At 36.1% G+C, this 22,705-nt stretch carries 42 protein-coding genes; 41 read left to right on the forward strand and 1 reads right to left on the reverse strand.

Going from position 1 to position 22,705, the window contains the following annotated elements:
- Positions 1-35 precede the first annotated feature (35 nt).
- The 36 genes from rpsJ to FP433_RS01660 all read left to right on the forward strand — a co-directional run bounded on the left by rpsJ (position 36) and on the right by FP433_RS01660 (position 19,040).
- Positions 36-344, forward strand: a complete 309-nt coding sequence (gene rpsJ / locus FP433_RS01485) for a 30S ribosomal protein S10 (RefSeq protein WP_008469934.1) — start codon at positions 36-38, stop codon at positions 342-344.
- Positions 345-370: 26 nt separating this feature from the next.
- Positions 371-1,000, forward strand: a complete 630-nt coding sequence (rplC, locus tag FP433_RS01490; RefSeq protein WP_265483512.1) for a 50S ribosomal protein L3 — start codon at positions 371-373, stop codon at positions 998-1,000.
- 14 nt (positions 1,001-1,014) lie between these two features.
- Positions 1,015-1,632 carry a 50S ribosomal protein L4 gene (rplD, locus tag FP433_RS01495; RefSeq protein WP_265483511.1) on the forward strand — a complete coding sequence of 206 codons (618 nt, stop codon included), beginning with the start codon at positions 1,015-1,017 and terminating at the stop codon, positions 1,630-1,632.
- Positions 1,632-1,934 (forward strand): 50S ribosomal protein L23, encoded by a 303-nt coding sequence (rplW, locus tag FP433_RS01500; protein WP_265483509.1) that lies wholly within the window; start codon positions 1,632-1,634, stop codon positions 1,932-1,934. The genes rplD and rplW overlap by 1 nt, the downstream gene beginning before the upstream one ends.
- Positions 1,935-1,953: 19 nt before the next feature.
- Positions 1,954-2,790: a 50S ribosomal protein L2 gene (rplB, locus tag FP433_RS01505; RefSeq protein ID WP_265483508.1), complete on the forward strand. Its 837-nt coding sequence runs from the start codon at positions 1,954-1,956 to the stop codon at positions 2,788-2,790.
- A gap of 22 nt (positions 2,791-2,812) precedes the next feature.
- Positions 2,813-3,094 carry a 30S ribosomal protein S19 gene (rpsS, locus tag FP433_RS01510; protein ID WP_265483507.1) on the forward strand — a complete coding sequence of 94 codons (282 nt, stop codon included), beginning with the start codon at positions 2,813-2,815 and terminating at the stop codon, positions 3,092-3,094.
- A gap of 20 nt (positions 3,095-3,114) precedes the next feature.
- Positions 3,115-3,468 carry a 50S ribosomal protein L22 gene (gene rplV, locus FP433_RS01515; RefSeq protein ID WP_265483505.1) on the forward strand — a complete coding sequence of 118 codons (354 nt, stop codon included), beginning with the start codon at positions 3,115-3,117 and terminating at the stop codon, positions 3,466-3,468.
- Positions 3,469-3,482: 14 nt separating this feature from the next.
- Positions 3,483-4,157: a 30S ribosomal protein S3 gene (rpsC, locus tag FP433_RS01520; RefSeq protein ID WP_265483504.1), complete on the forward strand. Its 675-nt coding sequence runs from the start codon at positions 3,483-3,485 to the stop codon at positions 4,155-4,157.
- A 2-nt stretch (positions 4,158-4,159) separates the two neighbouring features.
- Positions 4,160-4,597: a 50S ribosomal protein L16 gene (gene rplP / locus FP433_RS01525; RefSeq protein WP_265483502.1), complete on the forward strand. Its 438-nt coding sequence runs from the start codon at positions 4,160-4,162 to the stop codon at positions 4,595-4,597.
- Positions 4,587-4,784: a 50S ribosomal protein L29 gene (gene rpmC / locus FP433_RS01530; protein ID WP_265483500.1), complete on the forward strand. Its 198-nt coding sequence runs from the start codon at positions 4,587-4,589 to the stop codon at positions 4,782-4,784. The genes rplP and rpmC overlap by 11 nt, the downstream gene beginning before the upstream one ends.
- Positions 4,785-4,806: 22 nt before the next feature.
- Positions 4,807-5,073, forward strand: a complete 267-nt coding sequence (gene rpsQ, locus FP433_RS01535) for a 30S ribosomal protein S17 (RefSeq protein ID WP_265483498.1) — start codon at positions 4,807-4,809, stop codon at positions 5,071-5,073.
- Between the two features lie 34 nt (positions 5,074-5,107).
- A complete protein-coding gene (rplN, locus tag FP433_RS01540; RefSeq protein WP_265483497.1) occupies positions 5,108-5,476 on the forward strand; it encodes a 50S ribosomal protein L14 in 369 nt (122 codons plus the stop codon).
- Between the two features lie 21 nt (positions 5,477-5,497).
- A complete protein-coding gene (gene rplX / locus FP433_RS01545) occupies positions 5,498-5,728 on the forward strand; it encodes a 50S ribosomal protein L24 (protein WP_265483496.1) in 231 nt (76 codons plus the stop codon).
- Positions 5,729-5,742: 14 nt separating this feature from the next.
- Positions 5,743-6,285 (forward strand): 50S ribosomal protein L5, encoded by a 543-nt coding sequence (gene rplE, locus FP433_RS01550; protein ID WP_265483494.1) that lies wholly within the window; start codon positions 5,743-5,745, stop codon positions 6,283-6,285.
- A gap of 13 nt (positions 6,286-6,298) precedes the next feature.
- Positions 6,299-6,484, forward strand: coding sequence for a type Z 30S ribosomal protein S14 (locus FP433_RS01555; protein WP_265483493.1), 186 nt, complete (start codon positions 6,299-6,301; stop codon positions 6,482-6,484).
- Positions 6,485-6,508: 24 nt separating this feature from the next.
- Positions 6,509-6,907, forward strand: coding sequence for a 30S ribosomal protein S8 (gene rpsH, locus FP433_RS01560; RefSeq protein WP_265483492.1), 399 nt, complete (start codon positions 6,509-6,511; stop codon positions 6,905-6,907).
- A gap of 24 nt (positions 6,908-6,931) precedes the next feature.
- On the forward strand, positions 6,932-7,462 hold the full coding sequence (gene rplF, locus FP433_RS01565) for a 50S ribosomal protein L6 (protein ID WP_265483490.1): 531 nt from the start codon (positions 6,932-6,934) through the stop codon (positions 7,460-7,462).
- A gap of 29 nt (positions 7,463-7,491) precedes the next feature.
- Positions 7,492-7,851 (forward strand): 50S ribosomal protein L18, encoded by a 360-nt coding sequence (gene rplR, locus FP433_RS01570; RefSeq protein ID WP_265483488.1) that lies wholly within the window; start codon positions 7,492-7,494, stop codon positions 7,849-7,851.
- Positions 7,852-7,867: 16 nt separating this feature from the next.
- The gene (gene rpsE, locus FP433_RS01575; protein WP_265486887.1) at positions 7,868-8,392 is read left to right on the forward strand and encodes a 30S ribosomal protein S5; all 525 of its coding nucleotides are present in this window, start codon (positions 7,868-7,870) and stop codon (positions 8,390-8,392) included.
- Positions 8,393-8,404: 12 nt separating this feature from the next.
- On the forward strand, positions 8,405-8,590 hold the full coding sequence (rpmD, locus tag FP433_RS01580) for a 50S ribosomal protein L30 (protein ID WP_265483486.1): 186 nt from the start codon (positions 8,405-8,407) through the stop codon (positions 8,588-8,590).
- A 28-nt stretch (positions 8,591-8,618) separates the two neighbouring features.
- Positions 8,619-9,059 (forward strand): 50S ribosomal protein L15, encoded by a 441-nt coding sequence (gene rplO, locus FP433_RS01585; protein ID WP_265483484.1) that lies wholly within the window; start codon positions 8,619-8,621, stop codon positions 9,057-9,059.
- Positions 9,059-10,360, forward strand: a complete 1,302-nt coding sequence (gene secY / locus FP433_RS01590; protein WP_265486889.1) for a preprotein translocase subunit SecY — start codon at positions 9,059-9,061, stop codon at positions 10,358-10,360. Before rplO ends, secY begins: the two co-directional genes overlap by 1 nt.
- A gap of 2 nt (positions 10,361-10,362) precedes the next feature.
- Entirely contained in the window at positions 10,363-11,016 is a 654-nt protein-coding gene (locus FP433_RS01595) for an adenylate kinase (protein WP_265483482.1), read from the forward strand.
- Between the two features lie 76 nt (positions 11,017-11,092).
- Entirely contained in the window at positions 11,093-11,314 is a 222-nt protein-coding gene (gene infA, locus FP433_RS01600) for a translation initiation factor IF-1 (protein WP_003647816.1), read from the forward strand.
- A 14-nt stretch (positions 11,315-11,328) separates the two neighbouring features.
- Positions 11,329-11,445: a 50S ribosomal protein L36 gene (gene rpmJ, locus FP433_RS01605; RefSeq protein ID WP_011161523.1), complete on the forward strand. Its 117-nt coding sequence runs from the start codon at positions 11,329-11,331 to the stop codon at positions 11,443-11,445.
- 25 nt (positions 11,446-11,470) lie between these two features.
- Positions 11,471-11,818 carry a 30S ribosomal protein S13 gene (gene rpsM, locus FP433_RS01610; protein ID WP_265483467.1) on the forward strand — a complete coding sequence of 116 codons (348 nt, stop codon included), beginning with the start codon at positions 11,471-11,473 and terminating at the stop codon, positions 11,816-11,818.
- A gap of 23 nt (positions 11,819-11,841) precedes the next feature.
- A complete protein-coding gene (gene rpsK / locus FP433_RS01615) occupies positions 11,842-12,231 on the forward strand; it encodes a 30S ribosomal protein S11 (RefSeq protein WP_265483465.1) in 390 nt (129 codons plus the stop codon).
- Positions 12,232-12,275: 44 nt separating this feature from the next.
- Complete coding sequence (locus tag FP433_RS01620; protein ID WP_265483464.1) at positions 12,276-13,214, forward strand: DNA-directed RNA polymerase subunit alpha; 939 nt, start codon at positions 12,276-12,278, stop codon at positions 13,212-13,214.
- Positions 13,215-13,237: 23 nt separating this feature from the next.
- A complete protein-coding gene (gene rplQ, locus FP433_RS01625) occupies positions 13,238-13,621 on the forward strand; it encodes a 50S ribosomal protein L17 (RefSeq protein ID WP_265483462.1) in 384 nt (127 codons plus the stop codon).
- A gap of 236 nt (positions 13,622-13,857) precedes the next feature.
- Positions 13,858-14,700, forward strand: coding sequence for an energy-coupling factor transporter ATPase (locus FP433_RS01630; protein ID WP_265486891.1), 843 nt, complete (start codon positions 13,858-13,860; stop codon positions 14,698-14,700).
- On the forward strand, positions 14,676-15,542 hold the full coding sequence (locus FP433_RS01635) for an energy-coupling factor transporter ATPase (RefSeq protein ID WP_265486892.1): 867 nt from the start codon (positions 14,676-14,678) through the stop codon (positions 15,540-15,542). The genes FP433_RS01630 and FP433_RS01635 overlap by 25 nt, the downstream gene beginning before the upstream one ends.
- Entirely contained in the window at positions 15,539-16,336 is a 798-nt protein-coding gene (locus FP433_RS01640; RefSeq protein ID WP_265486894.1) for an energy-coupling factor transporter transmembrane component T family protein, read from the forward strand. The genes FP433_RS01635 and FP433_RS01640 overlap by 4 nt, the downstream gene beginning before the upstream one ends.
- Positions 16,333-17,124: a tRNA pseudouridine(38-40) synthase TruA gene (truA, locus tag FP433_RS01645; RefSeq protein ID WP_265487239.1), complete on the forward strand. Its 792-nt coding sequence runs from the start codon at positions 16,333-16,335 to the stop codon at positions 17,122-17,124. Before FP433_RS01640 ends, truA begins: the two co-directional genes overlap by 4 nt.
- A gap of 101 nt (positions 17,125-17,225) precedes the next feature.
- Positions 17,226-17,669, forward strand: a complete 444-nt coding sequence (gene rplM / locus FP433_RS01650) for a 50S ribosomal protein L13 (RefSeq protein WP_265486896.1) — start codon at positions 17,226-17,228, stop codon at positions 17,667-17,669.
- Positions 17,670-17,682: 13 nt separating this feature from the next.
- The gene (gene rpsI / locus FP433_RS01655) at positions 17,683-18,078 is read left to right on the forward strand and encodes a 30S ribosomal protein S9 (protein WP_265483456.1); all 396 of its coding nucleotides are present in this window, start codon (positions 17,683-17,685) and stop codon (positions 18,076-18,078) included.
- 194 nt (positions 18,079-18,272) lie between these two features.
- Positions 18,273-19,040, forward strand: a complete 768-nt coding sequence (locus FP433_RS01660) for a hypothetical protein (RefSeq protein ID WP_265486898.1) — start codon at positions 18,273-18,275, stop codon at positions 19,038-19,040.
- A gap of 37 nt (positions 19,041-19,077) precedes the next feature.
- Here FP433_RS01660 and FP433_RS01665 read toward each other — a convergent pair whose 3' ends face one another.
- Positions 19,078-19,656 carry a DJ-1 family glyoxalase III gene (locus FP433_RS01665; RefSeq protein WP_265483453.1) on the reverse strand — a complete coding sequence of 193 codons (579 nt, stop codon included), beginning with the start codon at positions 19,654-19,656 and terminating at the stop codon, positions 19,078-19,080.
- Between the two features lie 190 nt (positions 19,657-19,846).
- Between FP433_RS01665 and FP433_RS01670 the strand changes: the two genes are divergently transcribed.
- The 5 genes from FP433_RS01670 to FP433_RS01690 are packed head-to-tail and all read left to right on the forward strand — an operon-like array spanning position 19,847 to position 22,641.
- Positions 19,847-20,536 carry a histidine phosphatase family protein gene (locus FP433_RS01670; protein WP_265483451.1) on the forward strand — a complete coding sequence of 230 codons (690 nt, stop codon included), beginning with the start codon at positions 19,847-19,849 and terminating at the stop codon, positions 20,534-20,536.
- A 14-nt stretch (positions 20,537-20,550) separates the two neighbouring features.
- Complete coding sequence (locus FP433_RS01675) at positions 20,551-21,456, forward strand: cation diffusion facilitator family transporter (protein ID WP_265483449.1); 906 nt, start codon at positions 20,551-20,553, stop codon at positions 21,454-21,456.
- Positions 21,446-21,724 (forward strand): hypothetical protein, encoded by a 279-nt coding sequence (locus FP433_RS01680; protein WP_265483447.1) that lies wholly within the window; start codon positions 21,446-21,448, stop codon positions 21,722-21,724. The genes FP433_RS01675 and FP433_RS01680 overlap by 11 nt, the downstream gene beginning before the upstream one ends.
- On the forward strand, positions 21,724-21,951 hold the full coding sequence (locus FP433_RS01685) for a hypothetical protein (protein ID WP_416202975.1): 228 nt from the start codon (positions 21,724-21,726) through the stop codon (positions 21,949-21,951). The genes FP433_RS01680 and FP433_RS01685 overlap by 1 nt, the downstream gene beginning before the upstream one ends.
- Positions 21,952-21,963: 12 nt before the next feature.
- Positions 21,964-22,641, forward strand: a complete 678-nt coding sequence (locus tag FP433_RS01690) for a 2,3-bisphosphoglycerate-dependent phosphoglycerate mutase (RefSeq protein ID WP_265483446.1) — start codon at positions 21,964-21,966, stop codon at positions 22,639-22,641.
- Positions 22,642-22,705: the final 64 nt, after the last annotated feature.

Raw genomic sequence — 22,705 nt, forward strand, 5'->3', positions numbered from 1 at the left:
TCATCTTTCATAAAGAAGACGAGGAGGTAAATTAGATGGCAAGTCAACAAATTCGTATTAGATTAAAGTCTTACGAACATGGTATTCTCGATGAATCAGCTGCAAAGATTGTAGCTACTGCGCAAAGAACTGGTGCAGAAATTTCAGGTCCAGTTCCATTGCCTACTGAAAGAACTTTGTTCACAGTTTTACGTTCACCACACAAGAACAAGGATTCACGTGAACAATTTGAAATTCGTACGCACAAGCGTTTAATCGACATTTTGAATCCAACACCTAAGACTGTGGATTCATTAATGAAGCTTGATCTTCCAAGTGGTGTCGATATCGAGATTAAATTATAGTATTAAAATTAAATGGAGGTGTAATCATGACCAAAGGAATCTTAGGAAGAAAGGTCGGTATGACTCAAGTCTTCACTAAAGACGGTGTATTGGTTCCTGTAACTGTTATTGAAGCAACCCCTAACGTTGTTTTACAAGTTAAAACAAATGAATCAGATGGTTACGAAGCAGTTCAAGTAGGTTACCAAGACAAGCGTGAAGTATTGAGTAACAAGCCAGCCAAAGGTCATGCTGCAAAGGCAAAGACTTCACCTAAGCGCTTCATTCGAGAAATCCGCGATGTAGAGCTTAAGGACTATGAAGTCGGCTCAGAAATCAAGGTGGACTCATTTAGTGAAGGTGACGTAGTTGACGTTACTGGAACTTCAAAGGGTCATGGTACTCAAGGTAACATTAAACGTTGGGGTCAATCAAGAGGTCCTGAAACCCACGGTTCACGTTATCACAGAGTTCCAGGTTCAATGGGATCTATTATTAACCGTGTACCAAAGGGTAAGAAGTTACCTGGACGTATGGGTGGCAAGACAGTCACTGTACAAAATTTAGTAATCGAAAAAGTTGTTCCAGAAAAGAATGTATTACTTATTAAAGGTAACGTTCCTGGTGCAAAGAACTCATTAATTGTTGTTAAGTCTGCTGTTAAAGCTGCTAAATAGGAAGGAGGACTATAATGGCTAATATGCAAGTTATCGATCAAAAAGGAAAAGCTACTGGTAACGTTGATTTAAATGAAGAAATCTTCGGAATTGAACCTAATGAAGCTGTTGTTTTTGACGCAATCATTAGACAAAGAGCTGGTAAGCGCCAAGGTACTTCCGCTGTAAAGAATAGATCTGCTGTTCGCGGTGGTGGTAGAAAACCTTGGAGACAAAAGGGTACTGGTCGTGCTCGTCAAGGTTCTATTAGAGCTCCACAATGGCGTGGTGGTGGTGTTGTATTCGGCCCTACTCCACGTTCATACAAGATGAACATGCCTCGTAAGGCACGTCGCTTAGCTATGAAGTCAGTTCTTTCTCAAAAAGTTGCTGACAATGAATTAGTTGTTCTTGATCAATTAACTTTAGCTGCACCTAAGACTAAAGATTTGAAAGCTGTTTTAGATAGCGCAAATATTAATGGTAAGGTGTTAGTTGTATCTGATGACAAGAACGTTCAATTATCAGGAAAGAACCTTCCTAAGGTTAAAGTAGTTCCTGTTAATGGCTTAAACGTTGTAGATGCGGTTAACTACGATACTTTAGTATTGACTCAAGACGCTATTAAGAGAATTGAGGAGGTATTGGCATAATGGATGCACACGATATCATCTTACGCCCTGTAGTAACCGAAAAATCCATGAACTTAATGGATGATAACAAGTACACTTTTGATGTGCTTGTATCTGCTACTAAAACCCAAGTACGTAATGCTATTGAAGAAATTTTTGATGTAAAAGTTAAAAAAGTTAACATCATGAACGTACGTGGAAAAGAAAAGAGAGTTGGTCGTTATACTGGTAAGACTGCTCGTCGTAGAAAAGCTATCGTAACTTTAACTGAAGATTCTAACCCAATTAAGATCTTTAATGATAGCGAAAACTCAGAAAATTAAGTATTAGGAGGTCAGTCAATTGGCAATTATCAAATATAAGCCAACTACAAACGGCAGACGTAATATGACTTCTTCAGACTTTGCAGAAATCACTAAGAGTAAGCCTGAAAAGACTTTACTTGAATCAAAAAGTAAGACTGCAGGTCGTAACTCTTATGGACATATTACTGTAAGACACCGTGGTGGTGGTCACAAGCAAAAGTACCGTATTATTGACTTCAAGCGCAATAAAGACGATGTAAAAGCAATTGTAAAGGCTATCGAATACGATCCAAATAGAACTGCTAACATTGCTCTTCTTCACTACACAGATGGAATCAAAGCTTACATTTTAGCTCCAAAAGGATTAAAAGTTGGAGATGTTGTAGAATCTGGTTCAAATGCTGATATCAAACCTGGTAATGCATTACCATTAGGTGAAATCCCAGCTGGTACTGAAGTACATAATATTGAGCTTAAGCCTGGTAAAGGTGGACAATTAGTAAGAAGTGCTGGTGCAGTTGCACAAGTACTTGGTAATGATGGAAAATACACTTTAGTAAGATTACAAAGTGGTGAAGTACGTCGTATCTTATCAGTTTGCCGTGCTACTATTGGTGCTGTTGGTAATGAACAACACTCATTAATTAAGTTAGGTAAAGCTGGACGTAGTCGCTGGTTGGGCAAGCGTCCACAATCTCGTGGTTCTGTAATGAACCCTAACGATCACCCACACGGTGGTGGTGAAGGTAAGGCTCCAGTGGGTCGTCCACAACCAATGACTCCTTGGGGTAAGAAGTCTCGCGGAATTAAGACTAGAAGTTCTAAGGCTAGAAGTGAAAAACTTATTATCCGTCACCGCAAGGGTAACAAATAGTTAAACAAAAGGAGGTTAATTAATGAGCCGTAGTATTAAAAAAGGACCTTTCGCTGACGAAAGCCTTTTAAAGAAGATCGAAGCCCAAGAAGGCTCCGAAAAGAAGCAAGTAATTAAAACCTGGTCCCGTCGTTCAACTATTTTCCCTTCCTTTGTTGGTTACACAATAGCTGTTTACGATGGTAGAAAACATGTTCCAGTTTATGTGACTGAAGATATGGTTGGTCACAAGTTAGGTGAATTTGTGCCTACTAGAACTTTCCGTGGTCATAAGGCTGCTGATAAGGCAACAACTGGTAAGTAAGAGAAAGGAGAAACACATAAATGGCAGAACAAATTAGCTCAGCTAAAGCTGAAGCAAGAACAGTTCGCATCGCTCCTAGAAAAGCCCGCTTGGTTGTAGACCTTATTCGCGGAAAGAGTGTTGCTGAAGCATTGGCTATTTTAGAATTTACGCCAAGAGCTGCTTCCCCAATCGTTAAGAAAGTTTTGAAGTCAGCAATTGCTAACGCAGAACATAACTACGATCTTGAAAGTGCAAATCTTTACGTTTCTGAAGCATACGTAAATGAAGGAGCAACTTTAAAGAGATTTCGTCCACGTGCTAAAGGTATGGCTTCTCCAATTAACAAGAGAACTAGCCATGTAGTCGTTGTAGTATCTGAGAAGAACGATTAAGGGAGGTAAATTTAATGGGTCAAAAAATTAACCCAAATGGTTTCCGTCTCGGTGTTAACCGTGATTGGGAAGCAAAGTGGTATGCAGATAAAGATTACGCTGACACTTTAAATGAAGATTTACGTATTAGAAAGTTCATCTCTAAGAAGTTAGCGGATGCAGCTGTATCTACTGTAGAAATTGAACGTGCTGCTAATAGAATTAACATTTCTATTCACACCGCAAAGCCAGGAATGGTTATTGGTAAAGGTGGAAAAGAAGTTGAAGCTTTAAGAAAACAATTAAATGCTTTAACTCATAAGAATGTTCACATTAATATTGTAGAAATTAAGAAACCTGATTTAGATGCTGAATTGGTTGGAGAAAGCATTGCACGTCAACTAGAAGCTCGTATTGCTTTCAGACGTGCTACTCGTCAAGCAACTCAAAGATCTATGCGTTCAGGCGCTAAAGGTGTTAAGGTACAAACTGCTGGTCGTTTGAATGGTGCCGATATGGCAAGAAGAGAATGGCATACTGAAGGTAGTGTACCACTTCATACTTTAAGAGCTGATATTGATTATGCATGGGTAGAAGCAAACACCACTTACGGACAAATTGGTGTTAAGGTTTGGATTAACCGTGGAGAAATTTTACCACAACGTAAAAACAAGCCTAATGCTTCTAAGAAAGCGAAGGGAGGAAACTAAGAGTGTTAGTACCTAAGCGTGTAAAACACCGTCGTGAATTCCGCGGTAAAATGCGTGGTGAAGCCAAAGGTGGAAAAACTATCGCATTCGGTGAATATGGTTTAGAAGCTGTAGAATCTCACTGGATTACTAATAGACAAATCGAAGCTGCACGTATTGCCATGACTCGTTACATGAAGCGTGGTGGTCGTGTATGGATTAGAATCTTCCCACAAAAATCCTACACTGCTAAAGGTGTTGGGGTACGTATGGGATCTGGTAAAGGTGCTCCAGCTGGTTGGGTAGCTGTTGTTAAGCGTGGCAAGATTATGTTTGAAATTGGTGGCGTTCCTGAAGAAGTCGCTCGTGAAGCATTAAGACTTGCATCTAATAAGCTCCCAATTAAGACTAAGTTTGTTAAGAAGAGTTCGGAAGTAGGTGGCGAATCTAATGAAGGCTAAAGATATCAGAGCATTAACCACTGAGCAAATGTTAGAAAAGGAAAAGCAATATAAAGAAGAACTTTTTAATTTGCGTTTCCAACAAGCAACCGGTCAATTAGAAAACACCGCTCGCTTGAAACAAGTCCGCAAGAATATTGCTAGAATTAAAACAATTCTTAGCGAAAAAGAATTGAGTAAGAATTAAGTAGTGGAAGGGAGTTATTAACTTGAGCGAAACTAACGAAAGAAACCGTCGTCACGTATACCAAGGCCGCGTTGTTTCTGACAAGATGGATAAGACTATCACTGTTGTTGTTGATACTTACAAGAACCACCCTGTTTACAAGAAACGTATTAAGTACTCAAAGAAGTACTATGCACACGATGAAAACAACGAAGCTAATATTGGCGATACTGTTCGTATCATGGAAACCCGTCCATTATCACATGCGAAGCGTTACCGTCTTACAAAAATTGTGAAGAAATCTATTTAATCACGCGGATTTTTATTGAGGGGAGGATATACTAGTGATCCAACACGAAAGCCGTTTAAAGGTTGCTGACAACTCCGGTGCAAAGGAACTTCTAGTTATTAAAATTTTAGGTGGTTCTAAACGTAAAACCGGTAATATTGGTGATATTATTGTTGCTACTGTTAAACAAGCAACACCAGGTGGCGTTGTCAAAAAAGGTGACGTTGTAAAGGCTGTTATTGTTAGAACAAAATCAGGTGCACGTCGCGAAGATGGTTCATACATCAAGTTTGACGAAAATGCAGCAGTTATCATTAATGCTGATAAGAGTCCTCGTGGTACTCGTATCTTTGGACCAGTTGCTCGTGAACTGCGTGGGAACGATTTTATGAAAATCGTATCTCTTGCTCCTGAAGTATTGTAAAAGTTTTAGGGAGGTGCACTGATGTTTGTTAAAACAGGTGACAAAGTAAAAGTTATTACCGGTAAAGATAAAGGTAAAGAAGGTACTGTTCTTTCAGTCAACGCCAAAACTAACCGTGTCGTTGTCAAAGGTATCAACAAAATCAAGAAGCACGTAAAACCTTCACAAACCAACGCAAATGGTGGGGTTGAAGAACGAGAAGGTTCTATCCATGCTTCAAATGTAAAAGTTATTGCAAAAGCAGAAAAGTAGGAAGGAGGACATAAATGGCTAACAGTTTATTAGAAAAGTACAAAAACGAAATTGCACCTGCAATGAATGAAAAGTTTGATTACAAATCAGTTATGGAAATTCCTAAGATTGATAAAATTGTATTAAACATGGGTGTAGGTGACGCTGTTTCTAATGCAAAAAATTTAGATGAAGCAGTTGAAGAATTAACTTTAATTGCAGGTCAAAAGCCTTTAATTACTAAGGCTAAGAAATCTATCGCTAATTTCCGTTTACGTGAAGGCATGGCTATTGGTGCTAAGGTTACTCTTAGAGGAGATAGAATGTATGACTTCTTAGACAAATTAGTAAACGTTTCTCTTCCTCGAGTTCGTGATTTCCGTGGTGTAAGTGCTAAGTCATTTGATGGCCGTGGTAATTATACTTTAGGAATTAAGGAACAATTGATTTTCCCAGAAATCGATTACGATAAGGTAAACCGCGTAAGAGGTTTAGACGTTGTTATTGTAACTACTGCCAATACTGATGAAGAAGCTCGTGAACTTCTTACAGAATTTGGTATGCCTTTTGCTAAATAATTGGAGGACATTAATGGCTAAAACATCACAAATCGTCAGAAATCATCGTCCTGCTAAGTTTTCAGCACGTGAATACACTCGTTGCGAAAGATGTGGACGTCCACACTCTGTTTACCGCAAATTTAAATTATGCCGTATTTGCTTAAAAGACTTAGCACACAAGGGTCAAATCCCTGGTCTTAAGAAGGCAAGTTGGTAATTAAACGGTAAGGAGGCAAAATAAATGGTCATGACAGATCCGATTGCAGATTACTTAACTAGAATTAGAAATGCCAACATGGCAAGACATGATTCAGTTGAAATTCCTGCATCATCATTGAAAAAATCACTTAGTGAAATCTTAAAACAAGAAGGTTTCATTCGTGATTACCAAATTGAAGAAGACAATAAACAAGGTATGATTAAGATCTTCTTGAAGTATGGACCAAATAGTGAACGCGTAATTTCTGGATTAAAGCGTATTTCTAAACCAGGTTTAAGAAACTATGTAAGTGCAGAAAACTTACCAAAAGTTCTTAATGGTCTTGGTATTGCCATCATTTCTACTTCTGCTGGTGTAATTACCGATAAAGAAGCTAGAGAAAAGAACGTCGGCGGCGAAGTTATTGCCTACGTTTGGTAATTTTGACAGAAAGGAGAACTATTAATGAGCCGAATTGGTTTAAAGGTCATCAACGTTCCTGAAGGTGTCACTGTTACTAAAAATGGTGATGATATTACTGTAAAGGGACCAAAGGGTGAACTTACTAGATACTTTGACCCACGTATTACTTTTGAACAAAATGATGGTGAAATTCACTTCAGTCGTTCAAGTGAGTCAGATAAAGCTCTTCACGGAACTGAAAGAGCAAACCTTGCTTCAATGATCGAAGGAGTAACTAACGGATATGTTAAGAAATTAACTTTAGTTGGTGTTGGTTACCGTGCAGTTGCTCAAGGTAAGAAATTGACTTTAAATGTTGGTTATTCTCACCCAGTAGAATTTGAAGCTCCAGAAGGTGTTACTATTAAAACACCATCAGCTACTTCAATTGAAATTGAAGGTATTTCAAAGCAAGTAGTTGGTCAATTTGCGGCAGAAATTCGTGATGTTCGTCCACCAGAACCTTACAAGGGTAAAGGTATCCGTTACGAAGATGAACATGTTCGTCGCAAGGAAGGTAAGACTGGTAAATAATTAAAATAGAAAATTTTTGAGGTGAAATTGTGATTTCTAAACCAGATAAAAACAAATTACGCTTAAAGCGTCATAAACGTATTCGTGGTAAAATTTCTGGTACTGCTGCGCGCCCACGCTTAAGTATTTATCGTTCAAATAAAAACATCTACGCTCAATTAGTTGATGATGTAGAGGGTGTAACGCTTGCAAGTGCCTCAACAAATGACAAGAATATTACCGCTGAAGGATCTAAGATGGATCAAGCAGCCCAAGTAGGTAAAGCATTAGCTGAAGCAGCTGCTGCAAAGAATATTAAAGCTGTAGTGTTTGACAGAAGTGGTTACTTATACCACGGACGTATTCAAGCATTAGCTGATGCAGCCCGTGAAAACGGATTAGAATTCTAGGAAAGGAGAACAACTAATGGCAAACCGCAACGATTCTCGTAGAGATTCTCGAAAAGATCGTAAAAAAGACGATATTGAAGACCAATTAGTAGCTATCAACCGTATTACTAAGGTTGTTAAAGGCGGACGCCGCATGAGATTTGCTGCCGTAGTAGTAGTCGGTGACAAAAAAGGTCGTGTAGGCTTTGGTACTGGTAAAGCTCAAGAAGTTCCAGAAGCTATCCGTAAGGCTGTCGAAGCTGGTAAAAAGAACATGATTAAGGTACCAGTTGTAGGAAGTACAATTCCTCACGAAGTTATAGGTCACTATGGTTCTGGAAATATTATGTTAAAACCAGCTGAAGCAGGTTCTGGAGTTGCTGCTGGTGGTGCAGTTCGTATCATCATGGACTTAGCCGGTATCGCAGATGTAACTTCTAAGTCTCTCGGTTCTAACACTCCAATTAACGTAATCCGTGCTACTATGGATGGTTTAAAGAAGTTAAAAACTCGTGAAGATGTATTAAAGCTTCGTGAATCTGCAAAGAGCTTAGAAGATTAAGGAGATTAAAAAATGACTGATTTAAAAGTTACCTTAATTAAAAGTGCCGCTCACCGTCTACCAAAACAAAGAAAGATTGTTAAGGCCTTAGGTCTTGGTAGAGTGAATAGTACTGTTGTTCTTCCTGACAACGCTGCAACTCGTGGTGCTTTACTAAAGATTGCACACTTAATCTCTGTTGAAGAGGTTAATAAATAATATAAGAATCCAAGGAGGTGCCTGAACTATGAAGCTCAATGAATTAAAGCCAGCTGCTGGCTCACGTCGTAACAGAAAACGTGTTGGTCGTGGTACATCTAGTGGTTATGGAAAAACTGCTGGACGTGGTCAAAAAGGTCAATTAGCTCGTACTGGTGGTAAAACTCGTTTAGGTTTTGAAGGTGGACAAATGCCATTATTCAGAAGAATGCCTAAGCGTGGTTTTAAGAATATCAATCGTAAAGAATACGCTATTATTAACGTAGAAGACTTAAACAAATTTAAAGACGGCAGTGAAGTAACAATTGATACTTTAAAGACTGCTGGTCTTGTGAAAAAAGAACTTTCAGGAGTTAAATTATTAGCTAACGGTGAATTGAAAGTGAAGTTAACTGTTAAAGTTAATAAAGCTTCTCAAGCTGCTAAAGAAGCAGTTGAAGCCGCTGGCGGAACTGTTGAGGTGATTTAATGCTCTCGACCTTGAAGAACGCCTTCAAGGATAAGGAAATAAGAAGTAAAATCTTTTTTACTCTCTTTATCCTATTGCTTTATCGCATTGGAGCTAATATTACAGTTCCAGGTGTAAATGCGAAGGCAATTACAAAGGTAGCTCAAACTGGACTTGTTCCCATGTTAGATACTGTAAGTGGGGGAGGTTTGGATAATTATTCCATTTTCTCTTTAGGGGTCTCTCCTTATATTACAGCTCAAATTGTTATTCAATTATTACAGATGGATATTGTTCCTAAATTAGTTGAATGGGGAAAACAAGGTGAAGTTGGTCGTCGTAAAACCAATCAAGTAACTCGGTATTTAGCCTTAGGAATTGCCTTTGTTCAAAGTATCGGGATTACCTTAGGTTTCAATGTATTGACTCAAATGGGGTTGGTTAAATCTCAAACCCCACAAACATATGTTGAAATTGCCATTATTATGACGGCTGGTACAATGTTATTAACTTGGTTAGGAGATCAAATTACAGATAAAGGTTTGGGTAATGGTGTTTCAGTAATTATTTTTGCTGGTATTATTGCTCGCCTTCCTAACGGGTTGTACCAACTTGTTAAAGATTTGATCATCAATAATAGTCCGAGTGATCGTTGGCAAGGAGCATTGTTCTTCATTGCGATCATTATCGCTATTTTACTTGTAACACAGTTTGTTACATGGTTTCAACAAGCTGACTTACGTGTCCCTATCCAATATACACGTCGAGCAGTAACAAGTGGCTCCGAAAGTTTTCTACCTTTAAAGGTTAATGTATCCGGAGTTATTCCAGTTATTTTTGCGAGTTCTTTTATTGTAACTCCAGCAACTATTTTGATGGCCTTTCAAAGAACTCACGGAGATGAAGAATGGTTTAAAGTTGCTAATCAAATCTTTAGTCTTCAAACTACTCCTGGTGCTTTAATTTATACTTTATTAATTATTTTATTTACTTTCTTTTACGCTTTTGTTCAAGTTAATCCAGAAAAACTTTCAGAGAACTTACAAAAACAAGGAGCTTATATTCCAAGTGTATGGCCAGGAAAAGACACACAACAATATATCTCTAAAATTTTAATGAGATTATCAACTGTTGGAGCAATTTTCTTAGGATTAGTTGCATTACTTCCACAACTAGCTACTAACATTTTTGGCTTACCAAGTTCAATTGGATTAGGTGGTACAAGTCTTTTAATCGTAATTGGGGTTGTGCTAGAATTAGGACGCCAAGTTGATGGATTACTAATGAAACGTGAATATGTTGGATTTATTAGAGAGGATTAGAAATGATTAATTTAATTCTTTTGGGTTTACCCGGTGCTGGTAAAGGCACGGCTTCTGAACGTATTGTAGATAAATATCATTTGGCTCATATTTCTACAGGAGATATGTTTAGAGAAGCAATGGCTAAAAAAACTCCTGTAGGACTAGAAGCAAAAAGTTTTATTGATAAAGGTGACTTAGTTCCTGATGAAGTTACTGCAAAATTAGTTGAAGAAAGACTTCAAGAAGATGATACAAAAAATGGATTTATTCTTGATGGTTTTCCAAGAACTATTGCTCAAGCAGAACTTTTAGAAAAAATCACTAAAAAGCTTGATAAACCTCTTACTAATGTAATTGCAATTGATGTAGATGAAGACGTCTTGATCAAACGCTTATCTGCACGATTCATTTGTAAGAATTGTGGCGCTACTTATAACAAAAACTCAAATCCTCCTAAAGAAGAGGGAGTTTGTGACCGTTGTGGTGGCCATGAATTTTATCAACGCGAAGATGATAAACCTGAAGTAGTTAAGAATCGTTTAGAAGTTAACGAAAAAATGAACACACCACTTCGTGATTTTTATGAAGAAAAAGGTTTGTTGGCTACTGTGAATGGGGAACAAAGTCCAGAAAAAGTTTTTGCTGAAATTGAAAAAATTTTAGATAAAAATTAGTTGGGAATTGTATTTTTTACTATCCGTGCTATAATTTCATAAGTGTAGCTAATTTCTCAATTATGGAGGAAAAGTTTTGGCAAAAGAAGATGTCATTGAAGTAGAAGGTAAAGTAGTAGATACTTTACCTAATGCTATGTTTAAAGTTGAATTAGAAAATGGAGCTACCATTTTGGCACATGTTTCTGGTAAAATCAGAATGCACTATATTCGCATTTTACCAGGAGATCGTGTAACTGTAGAACTTTCTCCATATGATTTAACTAAAGGTAGAATAACATATCGTTTTATTAAGTGATTACGGAGGCAAACATGAAAGTTAGACCATCTGTTAAACCAATGTGTGAACATTGTAAAATTATCAAGAGACAAGGTCGTGTAATGGTGATTTGCTCTGCAAACCCTAAGCACAAACAACGTCAAGGTTAGTATTTTTTAAATAGGAGGTGCGAAAATGGCACGTATTGCTGGTGTTGACTTACCAAGAGATAAAAGAATTGTAGTTGCATTAACTTACATTTATGGTATTGGTGAACCAACTGCTAAGAAGATCTGTAAAGAAGCTGGAATTTCAGAAGATCTTCGTACAAACGATTTAACTCCAGAAGACCAAGAAAAACTTCGTAGCGAAGTTGATAAGTACCGTGTAGAAGGTGATCTTCGTCGTGAAGTAAGCTTGAATATCAAGCGTTTGGTTGAAATTGGCTCTTATCGTGGTATGCGCCACCGTCGTGGTTTACCGGTTCGTGGTCAAAATACCAAGAACAACGCTCGTACTCGTAAGGGTTCAAAGAAGAGATAATTTGTTAATAGGAGGTTAAGTTAATGGCTGCAAAGAAAACAGCACGCAAGCGCCGTGTAAAGAAGCATGTCGAAAGCGGAGTAGCTCATATTCACTCTACGTTCAATAATACATTAGTTATGATTACTGATGTACAAGGTAACGCAGTAGCATGGTCTTCTGCTGGTGCTTTAGGATTTAAAGGTAGTAGAAAGTCTACACCTTTCGCAGCACAAATGGCTGCAGAAGCAGCAGCTAAGACCGCAATGGATCAAGGTATGAAACATGTAGAAGTTTCAGTTAAGGGTCCAGGTGCAGGTCGTGAAGCTGCAATTAGAGCATTGCAAGCAACTGGTCTTGAAATCACTGCTATTCGCGATGTTACACCAGTTCCGCACAATGGTTCCAGACCACCAAAACGTCGTCGTGTCTAGTTTAACCTGCGTGCAGGACATTACGTTTTGAAAGGGGCCCAGTAATGATTGAATTTGAAAAACCAAATATTACCGTAGTAGACCAAGAAGAAGAATACGGTAAGTTTGTTGTCGAACCACTGGAACGCGGTTTCGGGACTACTTTAGGTAACTCACTCCGTCGGGTGTTATTAACCTCTATTCCAGGAACGGCACTTTCTTACATTCAGATTGATGGTGTATTACATGAATTTTCAACTATTCCAGGTGTTAGAGAAGATGTCACTAAAATTATTCTTAATCTGAAGAAACTAGAATTAAAGTCACTCTCAGATGAAGAAAAAGTTGTTGAAATTGATGTAAAAGGCCCTGCAGTAGTTACTGCAGCAGATTTGAAAGTTGATTCTGACATCGAAGTCTTAAATCCGGATCAATACATTTGTAGTATTGCTGAAGGTGGCCATTTGCATATGAACGTTGCGATCAAGCAAGGTCGTGGCTATGTTCCTGCAAGTGAAAACAAGACAGAGGACATGCCTATTGGTGTCATCCCCGTTGATTCACTCTTTTCACCAATTAAGAAAGTAAACTATCAAGTTGAAAATGCTCGAGTTGGAAAAAGAGATGATTTTGACAAATTAACTTTAGAAATTTGGACTAATGGTTCAATTACACCTAATGATGCTTTAAGTTTTGCATCAAAGATTTTAATTGAACATTTCAAGGTTTTCATGTCTACTGAATTAGATACAAAATTTGATGAGGTAATGGTGGAAAAAGAAGACGACCAAAATGAAAAGAAACTTGAAATGACGATTGAAGAATTAGATTTATCTGTTCGTTCTTATAATTGTCTTAAGCGAGCAGGCATTAATACAGTTCAAGAATTAACTGATAAATCTGAAGCTGATATGATGCGGGTAAGAAACTTAGGAAGAAAGTCATTAGAAGAAGTAAAGAATAAACTTGATGATCTTGGTCTATCTCTTCGAGAAGAAGACTAAGTAATAATAAGGAGGGAAAATTCATGGCATACCGTAAATTAGGTCGCGATAGCGCTCACAGAAAAGCAATGCTTAGAGAAATGACTACTCAACTTATCATGAACGAACGCATTGTTACTACTGAAGCCCGTGGTAAAGAAATTCGCAAGACTACTGAAAAAATGATTACCTTGGGTAAACGCGGTGACTTAAATGCTAGAAGAAAAGCTGCTACTTTTGTACGTAATGAAATTGCTGATATTCATGAAGACGGTGATTCAGTAGTAGTTAAGTCTGCATTACAAAAATTATTTAGTGATATTGCACCACGTTACAAGGATCGTAATGGTGGATACACTAGAATGTACAAACTTGCTAACCCACGTAAAGGTGATGCAGCACCTATGGTTATTATTGAATTAGTTTAATCATAGTTAATTAAATAGTTTATAATTAAATCTTTCACGAAAGCGAGAACAAGTGTGATGATGGTGGCTTATAGCCGGCTAATAGCCTAGTCTAGCTTAGATGATTAAGTTCATCCCTCTTCGTGGATGATTTTTTTATATGCAAAAGTTTCTAGGAGGAAGATCTTAGAAATTTTTGCATATAAGAATTATTTGTTACAATTAGAAGGAAACTAATTTTGAAAGAAGGGTAAATGATGAAAGATATTATTGATGTAAAGCATTTATCTTACACTTATGCTGATATGCAAACACCAGCCCTTTCTGATATTTCTTTTTCTATTCAAGAAAAAAGTTGGGTCTCCATAGTCGGTCATAATGGTAGTGGTAAATCAACACTTTCAAAATTATTAGATGGAATTCTAGAAGTCGATTTTAAAAAAAATCGCATACTTATTGACAATATTTTATTAGATGAAACTACACTTCCTCAAATTAGAGATAAAATTGGAATCGTTTTTCAGAACCCTGATAATCAGTTTGTTGGTGCAACTGTACAAGATGATATTGCCTTTGGGTTAGAGAATAGAGATATTTCTTATGAAAAAATGCATCAAATTGTGCCCATAGTTCTTGAAGAAGTAAATATGTTGAAATATAAAGAAAAAGAGCCTCAAAATTTATCAGGAGGTCAAAAGCAAAGAGTAGCAATAGCAGGAATTTTAGCTATTCAACCGAAGATCATCATTTTAGATGAGGCAACTAGTATGTTAGATCCAGAGGGCCGTAAGGAAATTTTAAAGGTAATAAAAAGGCTTCAAAAAAAGTTTGGATTAACAGTGTTGTCGATTACGCATGATATTGATGAAGTAATGTCATCAGATGAAGTTCTTGTATTAAATGAGGGAAATTTAATGGGAAAGTTTTTACCAGATGAACTTTTTGAAAATGAAGAATTAGTAGTAAAAGCTGGTTTAGTTCCCCCTTTTTTATATCAATTAAGAAAAGAATTTGAAAAAAAAGGAATAGATATTCCAAGAAATTTAAAAACTGAAAAAGAGGTAGTAGAGTTTTTGTGGCAATTAAATTTGAAAAAGTAAGTTTTACTTATAATGTGGGGACACCCTTTGAATATCCTGCTTTAAAAGAAATTAATTTTGAAATTAAAGATAATAGTTTTGTAGCACTAGTGGGTCACACTGGTAGTGGGAAATCAACTTTAATGCAACTGTTTAATGGACTTTTAAAGCCGACTGTAGGGAAAGTAGAGATAGACAATTTTTCATTAGACACTCACACACCTAATAAAGATCTAAAACCTTTGCGAAAAAAGGTAGGGCTTGTTTTTCAGCTTCCAGAAAACCAGCTATTTGAAGAAAATATTTTGAAAGAAGTAATGTTTGGTCCTTTAAATTTTGGCTTTTCACGCCAAGAAGCTGAAGAAAGTGCAAAGCTTTGGTTAAAAAAAGTAGGAATAGCTTCCGAGTTTTATCATCGTTCTCCTTTTGATTTGTCAGGAGGGCAAAAAAGGCGAGTAGCTATTGCTAGTGTAATGGCTTCTAAGCCAGATATTTTGTGTCTTGATGAGCCAGCTGCAGGACTAGATCCAGAAGGAAAAAAGGAACTATATAAGCTCTTAGAGCAGTATCATCAACAAGGACATACAATTGTTGTGGTTACCCACGATATGGAAGATATTGTAGATTACGCTGAAGAAATGTTAGTCCTTGAAGAAGGAAAACTTATTGCTCAAGATAAAACTGATAAATTATTTAATCAAAGTAATTGGTTAAAAAAGCATCACCTTTTAGAACCTAAAATCTATGGATTTAAGCAGCTTTTATCACAAAAAGGCTTTTCCATTAAAGAAGGTAAAATCACCCTTACAAGCCTTGTAGAAGATGTTATAGATGAAATCAATAGGAGGGAACCAAAGCAATGAGCAAAATAATTATTGGTCGTTATATACCTGGTGACTCAATTGTTTATCGAATGGATCCCCGTAGTAAAATTATTGGAACTTTTTTATTTGTTTTTTTAATGTTTTTAGCCAATAATTGGTTAACTTATGGAATATTGATTTTATTTACTTTAGTAGCTATTTGGGCGACTAAATTAAAACCAAAAATATTTTGGGATGGAATAAAGCCAGTAATTTGGTTAATATTCTTTACCTCCCTTTTACAAATGTTTTTTACAAGTGGAGGACGCATTTACTGGAGCTGGTACTTTTTAAAAATTACACAAGTTGGGATTGAAAATGCGGTATATTTATTTTTACGTTTTGTAATGATTATCTGCATTTCAACTGTGTTAACCTTAACCACCTCATCTCTTCAAATTGCAGATGCACTTCAGTGGATAATGAAACCACTAAAAATTTTCAAGGTGCCAGTAGAGCAGTTGTCTTTAGTCATGGCAATTGCCCTCCGCTTTGTGCCAACTTTAATGGATCAAACAGTTAAAATTATGAATGCTCAACGGGCACGTGGAATTGATTTTAGTAGTGGCAGTTTATTAAAAAGAATAAAAAACATTATCCCTATTTTAATTCCACTTTTTATTACTTCGATGACTGTAGCTTTAGATTTAGCCACCGCAATGGAGGCGCGGGGTTATCAAGAAGGAAAGCCCCGCTCTCACTATAGAGTATTGAGCTGGACAAAAGCTGATGGAATAATTTTAGGATATTTCCTTTTATTAAGTATTGGATTGATAATATTTAGGACAAAATAATGACGCGTTATAAAATGACAATGGCCTATGATGGTCATTTATTTCATGGATTTCAAATACAACCCAACCAAAGAACTGTCCAAGGAGCAATTGAAGAAGCCTTGAAAAAAATTAACAAGGGCCAGAGAATTATTGTGCATGGCTCTGGACGAACAGATGCAGGAGTACATGCAAAAGGGCAAGTAATTCATTTTGATTATCTAGGTAATCCCATTCCTGCTAATAAAATGCTGTTGGCTTTGAATTCTTTGATGCCAACAGATACAGTTTTTTATGAAAGTGAAATTGTAGATAAAAATTTCCATGTACAATATTCAACTAAAGGAAAATGGTATCGCTATGTAGTCGATCAGCATCATTTTGTGGATCCCTTTAATCGCTTTTACACGGGTCACTATCCCTACAGCGTAGATATAAAATTAATGCAACAAGCAGCTTTGGACTTGCTAGGAGAACATGATTTTACAAGTTTTGCTGCAAGTGGTGGCCAAATTAAGGATAAAGTTAGAAAAATTTATTATATAAATATCATTGAAAAACCAAAAGAGAAAAAAATAATTTTTGATTTCATTGGTAATGGTTTCTTGTATAATATGGTAAGGATCTTGGTTGCAACTTTATTAGAAATTGGAAGTAAAAAACGTCCAGTTGATGATATTCCACGAGTACTTGCAGCTAAAGATCGTCAAGAAGTTCGAGCAACGGCGCCAGCGAGTGGATTGTATTTAAAACATGTATTTTATGAAGAAATCCCTAAAAAATATCGATTAGATTTGAAAAATAATTGACATTTTGCAAAAAAGGACGTAAATTAATATACGTATGTTTGTCCACGATAGGCCCCGGAAACTTATTGTATGTCAAACACAAGAAAACGGAGGAATTTAAATTGCGTACTACCCCATTAGCTAAAACTAGTGATATTAAACGTAAGTGGTATGTTATTGATGCCAATGGTATTGCACTTGGACGTGTATCAACTGCAGTAGCATCAATTTTAAGAGGTAAGAATAAGCCTCAATATACACCTAATGTAGATACTGGTGATTATGTTATCGTTATCAATGCCGATAAGATCAAATTAACTGGTAAAAAGGCAACTGATAAGATCTACTACCACCACTCAGATTACCGTGGTGGTTTAAAGGCTACTCCTGCCGGTGAATTATTAGCAAAGAACCCAGTAAGATTAGTTGAACAATCTGTAAAGGGTATGTTGCCTAAGAATACGCTTGGTCATCAACAATTCATGAAATTACATGTTTACGCAGGTGAAGATCACAAGCATGCAGCACAACAACCTGTACAATTAGATATCAACGAATTAATCTAGGAGGTTTTAATAAATGGCACAACAAGCAGCTTACGCTGGAACTGGTCGCCGCAAAGATTCTGTTGCGCGCGTTCGTTTAGTACCAGGTAATGGTAAGATTACCATTAATAAAGAAGACGTAACTAAATACATTCCATACCCTAACTTGGTTAAGGATATGAAACAACCATTAGACATTACTGAAACTGAAGGTCAATATGACATTTTAGTTAATGTTAACGGTGGTGGTTTCTCAGGCCAAGCTGGTGCAATTCGTCTTGGTATTGCACGTGCACTTTTAGAAGTTGACCCAGATTTCCGTGGTCCGCTTAAGAAGGCTGGTATGTTAACTCGTGACCCAAGAATGAAGGAAAGAAAGAAGCCAGGTTTGAAGAAAGCCCGCAAAGCTTCACAATTCTCAAAACGTTAATATTATTTTATTATCGTTTAAATATCTCAAAGACTCAGCTTTTGCTGAGTTTTTTTGTGGAGATTTTTAGTATATTATTGCAACGAAACGCTGTGTAAATTTAGATACCATGTAATAAAATCAAGAAAAGTAATAAATAATCTTTGTATAATGTACTCCCATCTTTTAAAATTAAAGAAAAAGGGGCATTTAAAGTGAAGTATATAATAAATTCAACTCATTCTTTAGGTCAAAAAATAACTGCCTGGATTTCATCCCTAGTTGATAAGTCAATAGGAGTTACGAGTAGTTTAAATTTAATTGAAAATGGAGACTGCATCATTTATTTACCTTCTGAGCAGGAAAATATTCAAACACAAATTAATAATTTTGAAAATTTGTTAGTTAGAGTTAAAGGCAAAAAAGTTAATTTTATGCTTATCAATCTGTTTGCTGACCAAAGTAATAATCCTTATGTATTTTCAGCTTTATATGGGTATCTTCAAAGACGATTAGCAGCCAGCTCTATTAATTATACGTTGATTCGCCATGGAGTCTTGGCAGATAAAATAGTAAAAGATATCTTAGAAATTCGAAAGAATGGAAAAATTAAGTCTCCATGTGGAATTAACAAAATAAACTTTATTACCGCTAATGATGTTGCCCATGCAGTAGCAAAAATTGCTACACAGAGATTTTTACATCAGAAAAAGGGGCAAACGTATTTGTTAACGGCTCCTCAAGGCTACAATATGGTTGAATTAGCTTATCTGTTATCACAAATTATAGAGGAAGAAATTGAGTATGCTCCTCAAGATAATTTTGAAGCATCAGGAATAGATTTAAGTTTAGCAAAAGCAGCTTCATTAGGGTTATTGAATCAAGTAAGTGATGATTTTCAGAAAGTGACAGGAAGAGAGTGTGAAGATTTAAATCATTTTATTAGAAATTCTTATCAACTTACTAAGTTGATGAATAAATAAAAGTTTGTACATCCGTTGCATGAGATGTACAAACTTTTTATTTATCAATATTTTCTTTTAAATAATCATAGAGCATACCCTCTTGTAGCCCGGCTGTATCGATTCCTAAAGTTTCTGCAATTTGATAAGCAAAAGCTAAAGCAGTGGCTGGGCCACGACTGGTGATAATTTTTTGCTCTTGATCTGTGACTGTAATATCAGTGGAAAAGTGACTACTTGGACTTTCTTGTGAAATTTCAGTTTCAAATCCTGGATAACAGGTATAGTTAGTATCAGTTAATAAACCATATCTTGAAAAGGCAATTGGAGCCGCACACATCGCTGCATTCCATTTACCTAATTGATGACGTTTAAGCATCAAATCTTTCAAAGTAGCACTATCGCGTAAATTCTCGGCTCCTTTAAGTCCCCCAGGGAAAACTACCATGTCGTAGTCTAATAAACTGTCATCGACAACTTTGCTGCATTCTAAAGGAATATTATGCCCACCAGTAATAGCTTTTTTATCAAGCCCGACCATATCACATTCTACATTAAGGCGGCGTAAAACATCGACACTAGTTAATCCTTCGATTTCTTCTGCTCCATCTGCAAAAACTACAGCTACTTTTACCATAAAATCATCCTTTCTCAAATTTAATTATAAAAGAATTAGAGAGAATTTCTAGAATAATGTCTACTTTGTAGTAATTAATATTGTGAAACACATAAAAATATTTTAGCAAAACTTGCATAAAAAGTGCTATTTGGTAAGATTAGGTAAATGGTATTATTTTTGTGAAACATAGGGAAGAGGAGCTGAGAAGATGGCTACTGAGGTATATTTAGTTCGTCATGGTGAAACAATGTTCAATCAGCTAAATAAGGTACAAGGTTGGGCAGATTCACCGTTAACGGTTAAAGGAATTAATGATTTAAAAGTAACTGCGCGGCATCTATCACAAGTTCACTTTGATAAAATGTATAGTTCGGATTTAAAAAGAGCAATTGATACAGTTCATTTAATTGCTGGAGAAAATAAAGTATCAAAGATTGGAAAAATCAAAAAGTTACCAGCATTTAGAGAAGTATTTTTTGGCTCCTTTGAAGGTGACGATATTAATGAAACCTGGGAGAAAATTGCCATTGCTGGAGGAATGGGACCTGAAACAGATATCGATAAAATTATCGCTACTTTAGGGATGAAAAAATTTAGACAGGCCACTAAAGAAGCTGACCCACGTCATTTAGCAGAAAATGAGCAAGAATTAGAAGAAAGAATGCAGCAAGCAATAAAGCAGTTGGGTGAAGAAACTAAAGATCTAGGGCGAGTTTTAATTGTATCGCATGGAGATTTTATTAAAACTTTGGGAACCAAATACTGGATTAATTATAATGACAAAAATAAAATTGAATTTCCAGCAAATGGCAGTGTTTCGCGTGGGATTTTACATGATAATGACCGTTTTGAAATTGTGGATTATAATGTAAAGAGTAGTGATTTAGTTAATCTATAATTTTGAGGAAAAACATGGATAAAAAATCTAGCTTAGCATATTTTTGGGTAACAGTTTTAAATATTCTGATTACGGTGGCAGAATTTATTGGAGGTGCTCTTTCAGGTTCATTAGCATTGTTATCAGATGCAGTGCATAACTTGAGTGATGTTGGTTCAATAATTTTAGCCTTTGTAGCTAATTTGATTGCTAGAAGAAAAAGAAATGAAAGCAAAACTTTTGGTTATGAACGTGCAGAAATTTTGGCGGCTTTTACCAATGGAATTATTTTGATTATCATTAGTATTTTTTTGCTAGTAGAAGGAATCAGACGTTTTTCTCATCCTGAAGTTATTAAGAGTGGCATCATGCTATGGGTAGCGCTAATTGGGTTAGCAGCTAATGTGGTTTCGATGTTGATAGTGGCAAGGGATGCAAAGAAAAGTTTAAATGCACGGGCAACTTTTTTAAATATGATGTCAGATGCATTGACAAGTATTGCTGTAGTGGTAGGAGCAATTATAATCGCAATTTGGAAAGTAGAATGGATTGATCCGGTATTAACAATTGCAGCTTCATTATTTTTACTGAATGAAGCATATAAAGTTACAATCAAGGCAGCTAATATTTTAATGGAGACCAACCCTAGCATTGATTTAAATGAAGTAAGTAAGATAATTTTAAAGTTTCCAGAAGTTAAAAATGTTCATCACATGCACGTTTGGCAATATTCTGAAGATATGACCATGCTGGATGCCCACATTAATGTCGATGGTAAAATGGATGCTGCAAGTTTAGATAATCTTTATGGTGAAATTGAAGAAAAACTCAAAACTTTGGGAATAAACCACGTAACTTTACAAGCAGAATGTATTCGCGGAAAAAACGATGCAATGTTAGCTGAGAGAATAAGTGAAGGAGACGATTGTAATGAAAATTGATACTGATGAATTAAAGTCTCAAATTAAAAAAGAGGCAACCCAGTTAGCTAGTTTAGCAAAAAAACAAGCCGAAAGTTTCCACAAAAATCAATGGCCAACAATTAAAGCAGCTATTGCGCAAGGAGCTAATAAAGTTAATAAGGCAACTGATGGAAAAGGCCAAGAAATTTTAAAGAAATCTAAGCAAGTATTTAAAGATGGGGTGCGAGCTTTAGATCAAAAAGTTAATGGAAGCAGTGTCCATCGAGATAAAAATGAGGATGAATAATGAGTAATATATGGGTTAGTATTATTGTATTAGTAGTGGGCTTATGGGATCTTTATACAGCCTGGAAAAGACGACTAAATAAGAAATTAATTGCAGAAAAGAAAATTACTTTTACTGGTCAGGATAAAGTTAGCAAGATGAAATATCCAACAGGTGGAGAAAAGAGCTTTTTAATTTTAGGCATTATTTTCACAATTACAGGAATAGTTATGTTAGTGATACACTAGATAGGATAAAAAGTGGCAAAATTAGTTTTGGTAAGACATGGCGAGAGTGTGGCAAATGCAGAAAACGTCTATACAGGATGGAATGATGTTGCATTAAGTAAAAAAGGAATTTTACAAGCAAAAGAAGCAGGAAGAATTATCAGCAACTTAAAGGACTTCTCACCTACCCATATTCACACTTCTTTGTTATCGCGAGCAATTATTACTGCCAATATTATTGCGGAAATTGGGGGCTTTTTGTGGCTCCCAATTACTAAAACATGGCGCTTAAATGAAAGACACTATGGGGCACTCAAAGGAATTAATAAAGAAGAATCAAAACGAATTTTTGGGATTGAACAAGTAAAAGAATGGCGACGTGGGTTTGATAGTGTACCACCCAAATTAGAAAATAATTCCCCAGACCGTCGTTATCAATTTTTAGATCCAAAATTAATTCCTAGAGCTGAAAGTTTGCACCAAACTCAAAAAAGATTAATGCCCTATTTTGAAGATCAAATTGCTCCTTACTTGGTAGCTGGTCAGGATCAATTAATTGTTGCTCATGGCTCAAGTTTAAGAGCCTTGATTAAAAAGTTAGAGAACATAGATAATCATGAAATTTTAAACCTAGAAGTTCCTAATGCCCAACCAATAGTTTATGAATTTGATAAGCAGTTAAATATTAAAGATAAAAAGATTTTTTCTTAATTCAGCTAGTATCCTTTGATTGATAGTGTAGAAAGTCAATTATTATGATAAAATTCAATAGTGA

The organism is Lactobacillus sp. PV012 (assembly GCF_014522325.1).
Classification (GTDB): Bacteria; Bacillota; Bacilli; order Lactobacillales; family Lactobacillaceae; genus Lactobacillus.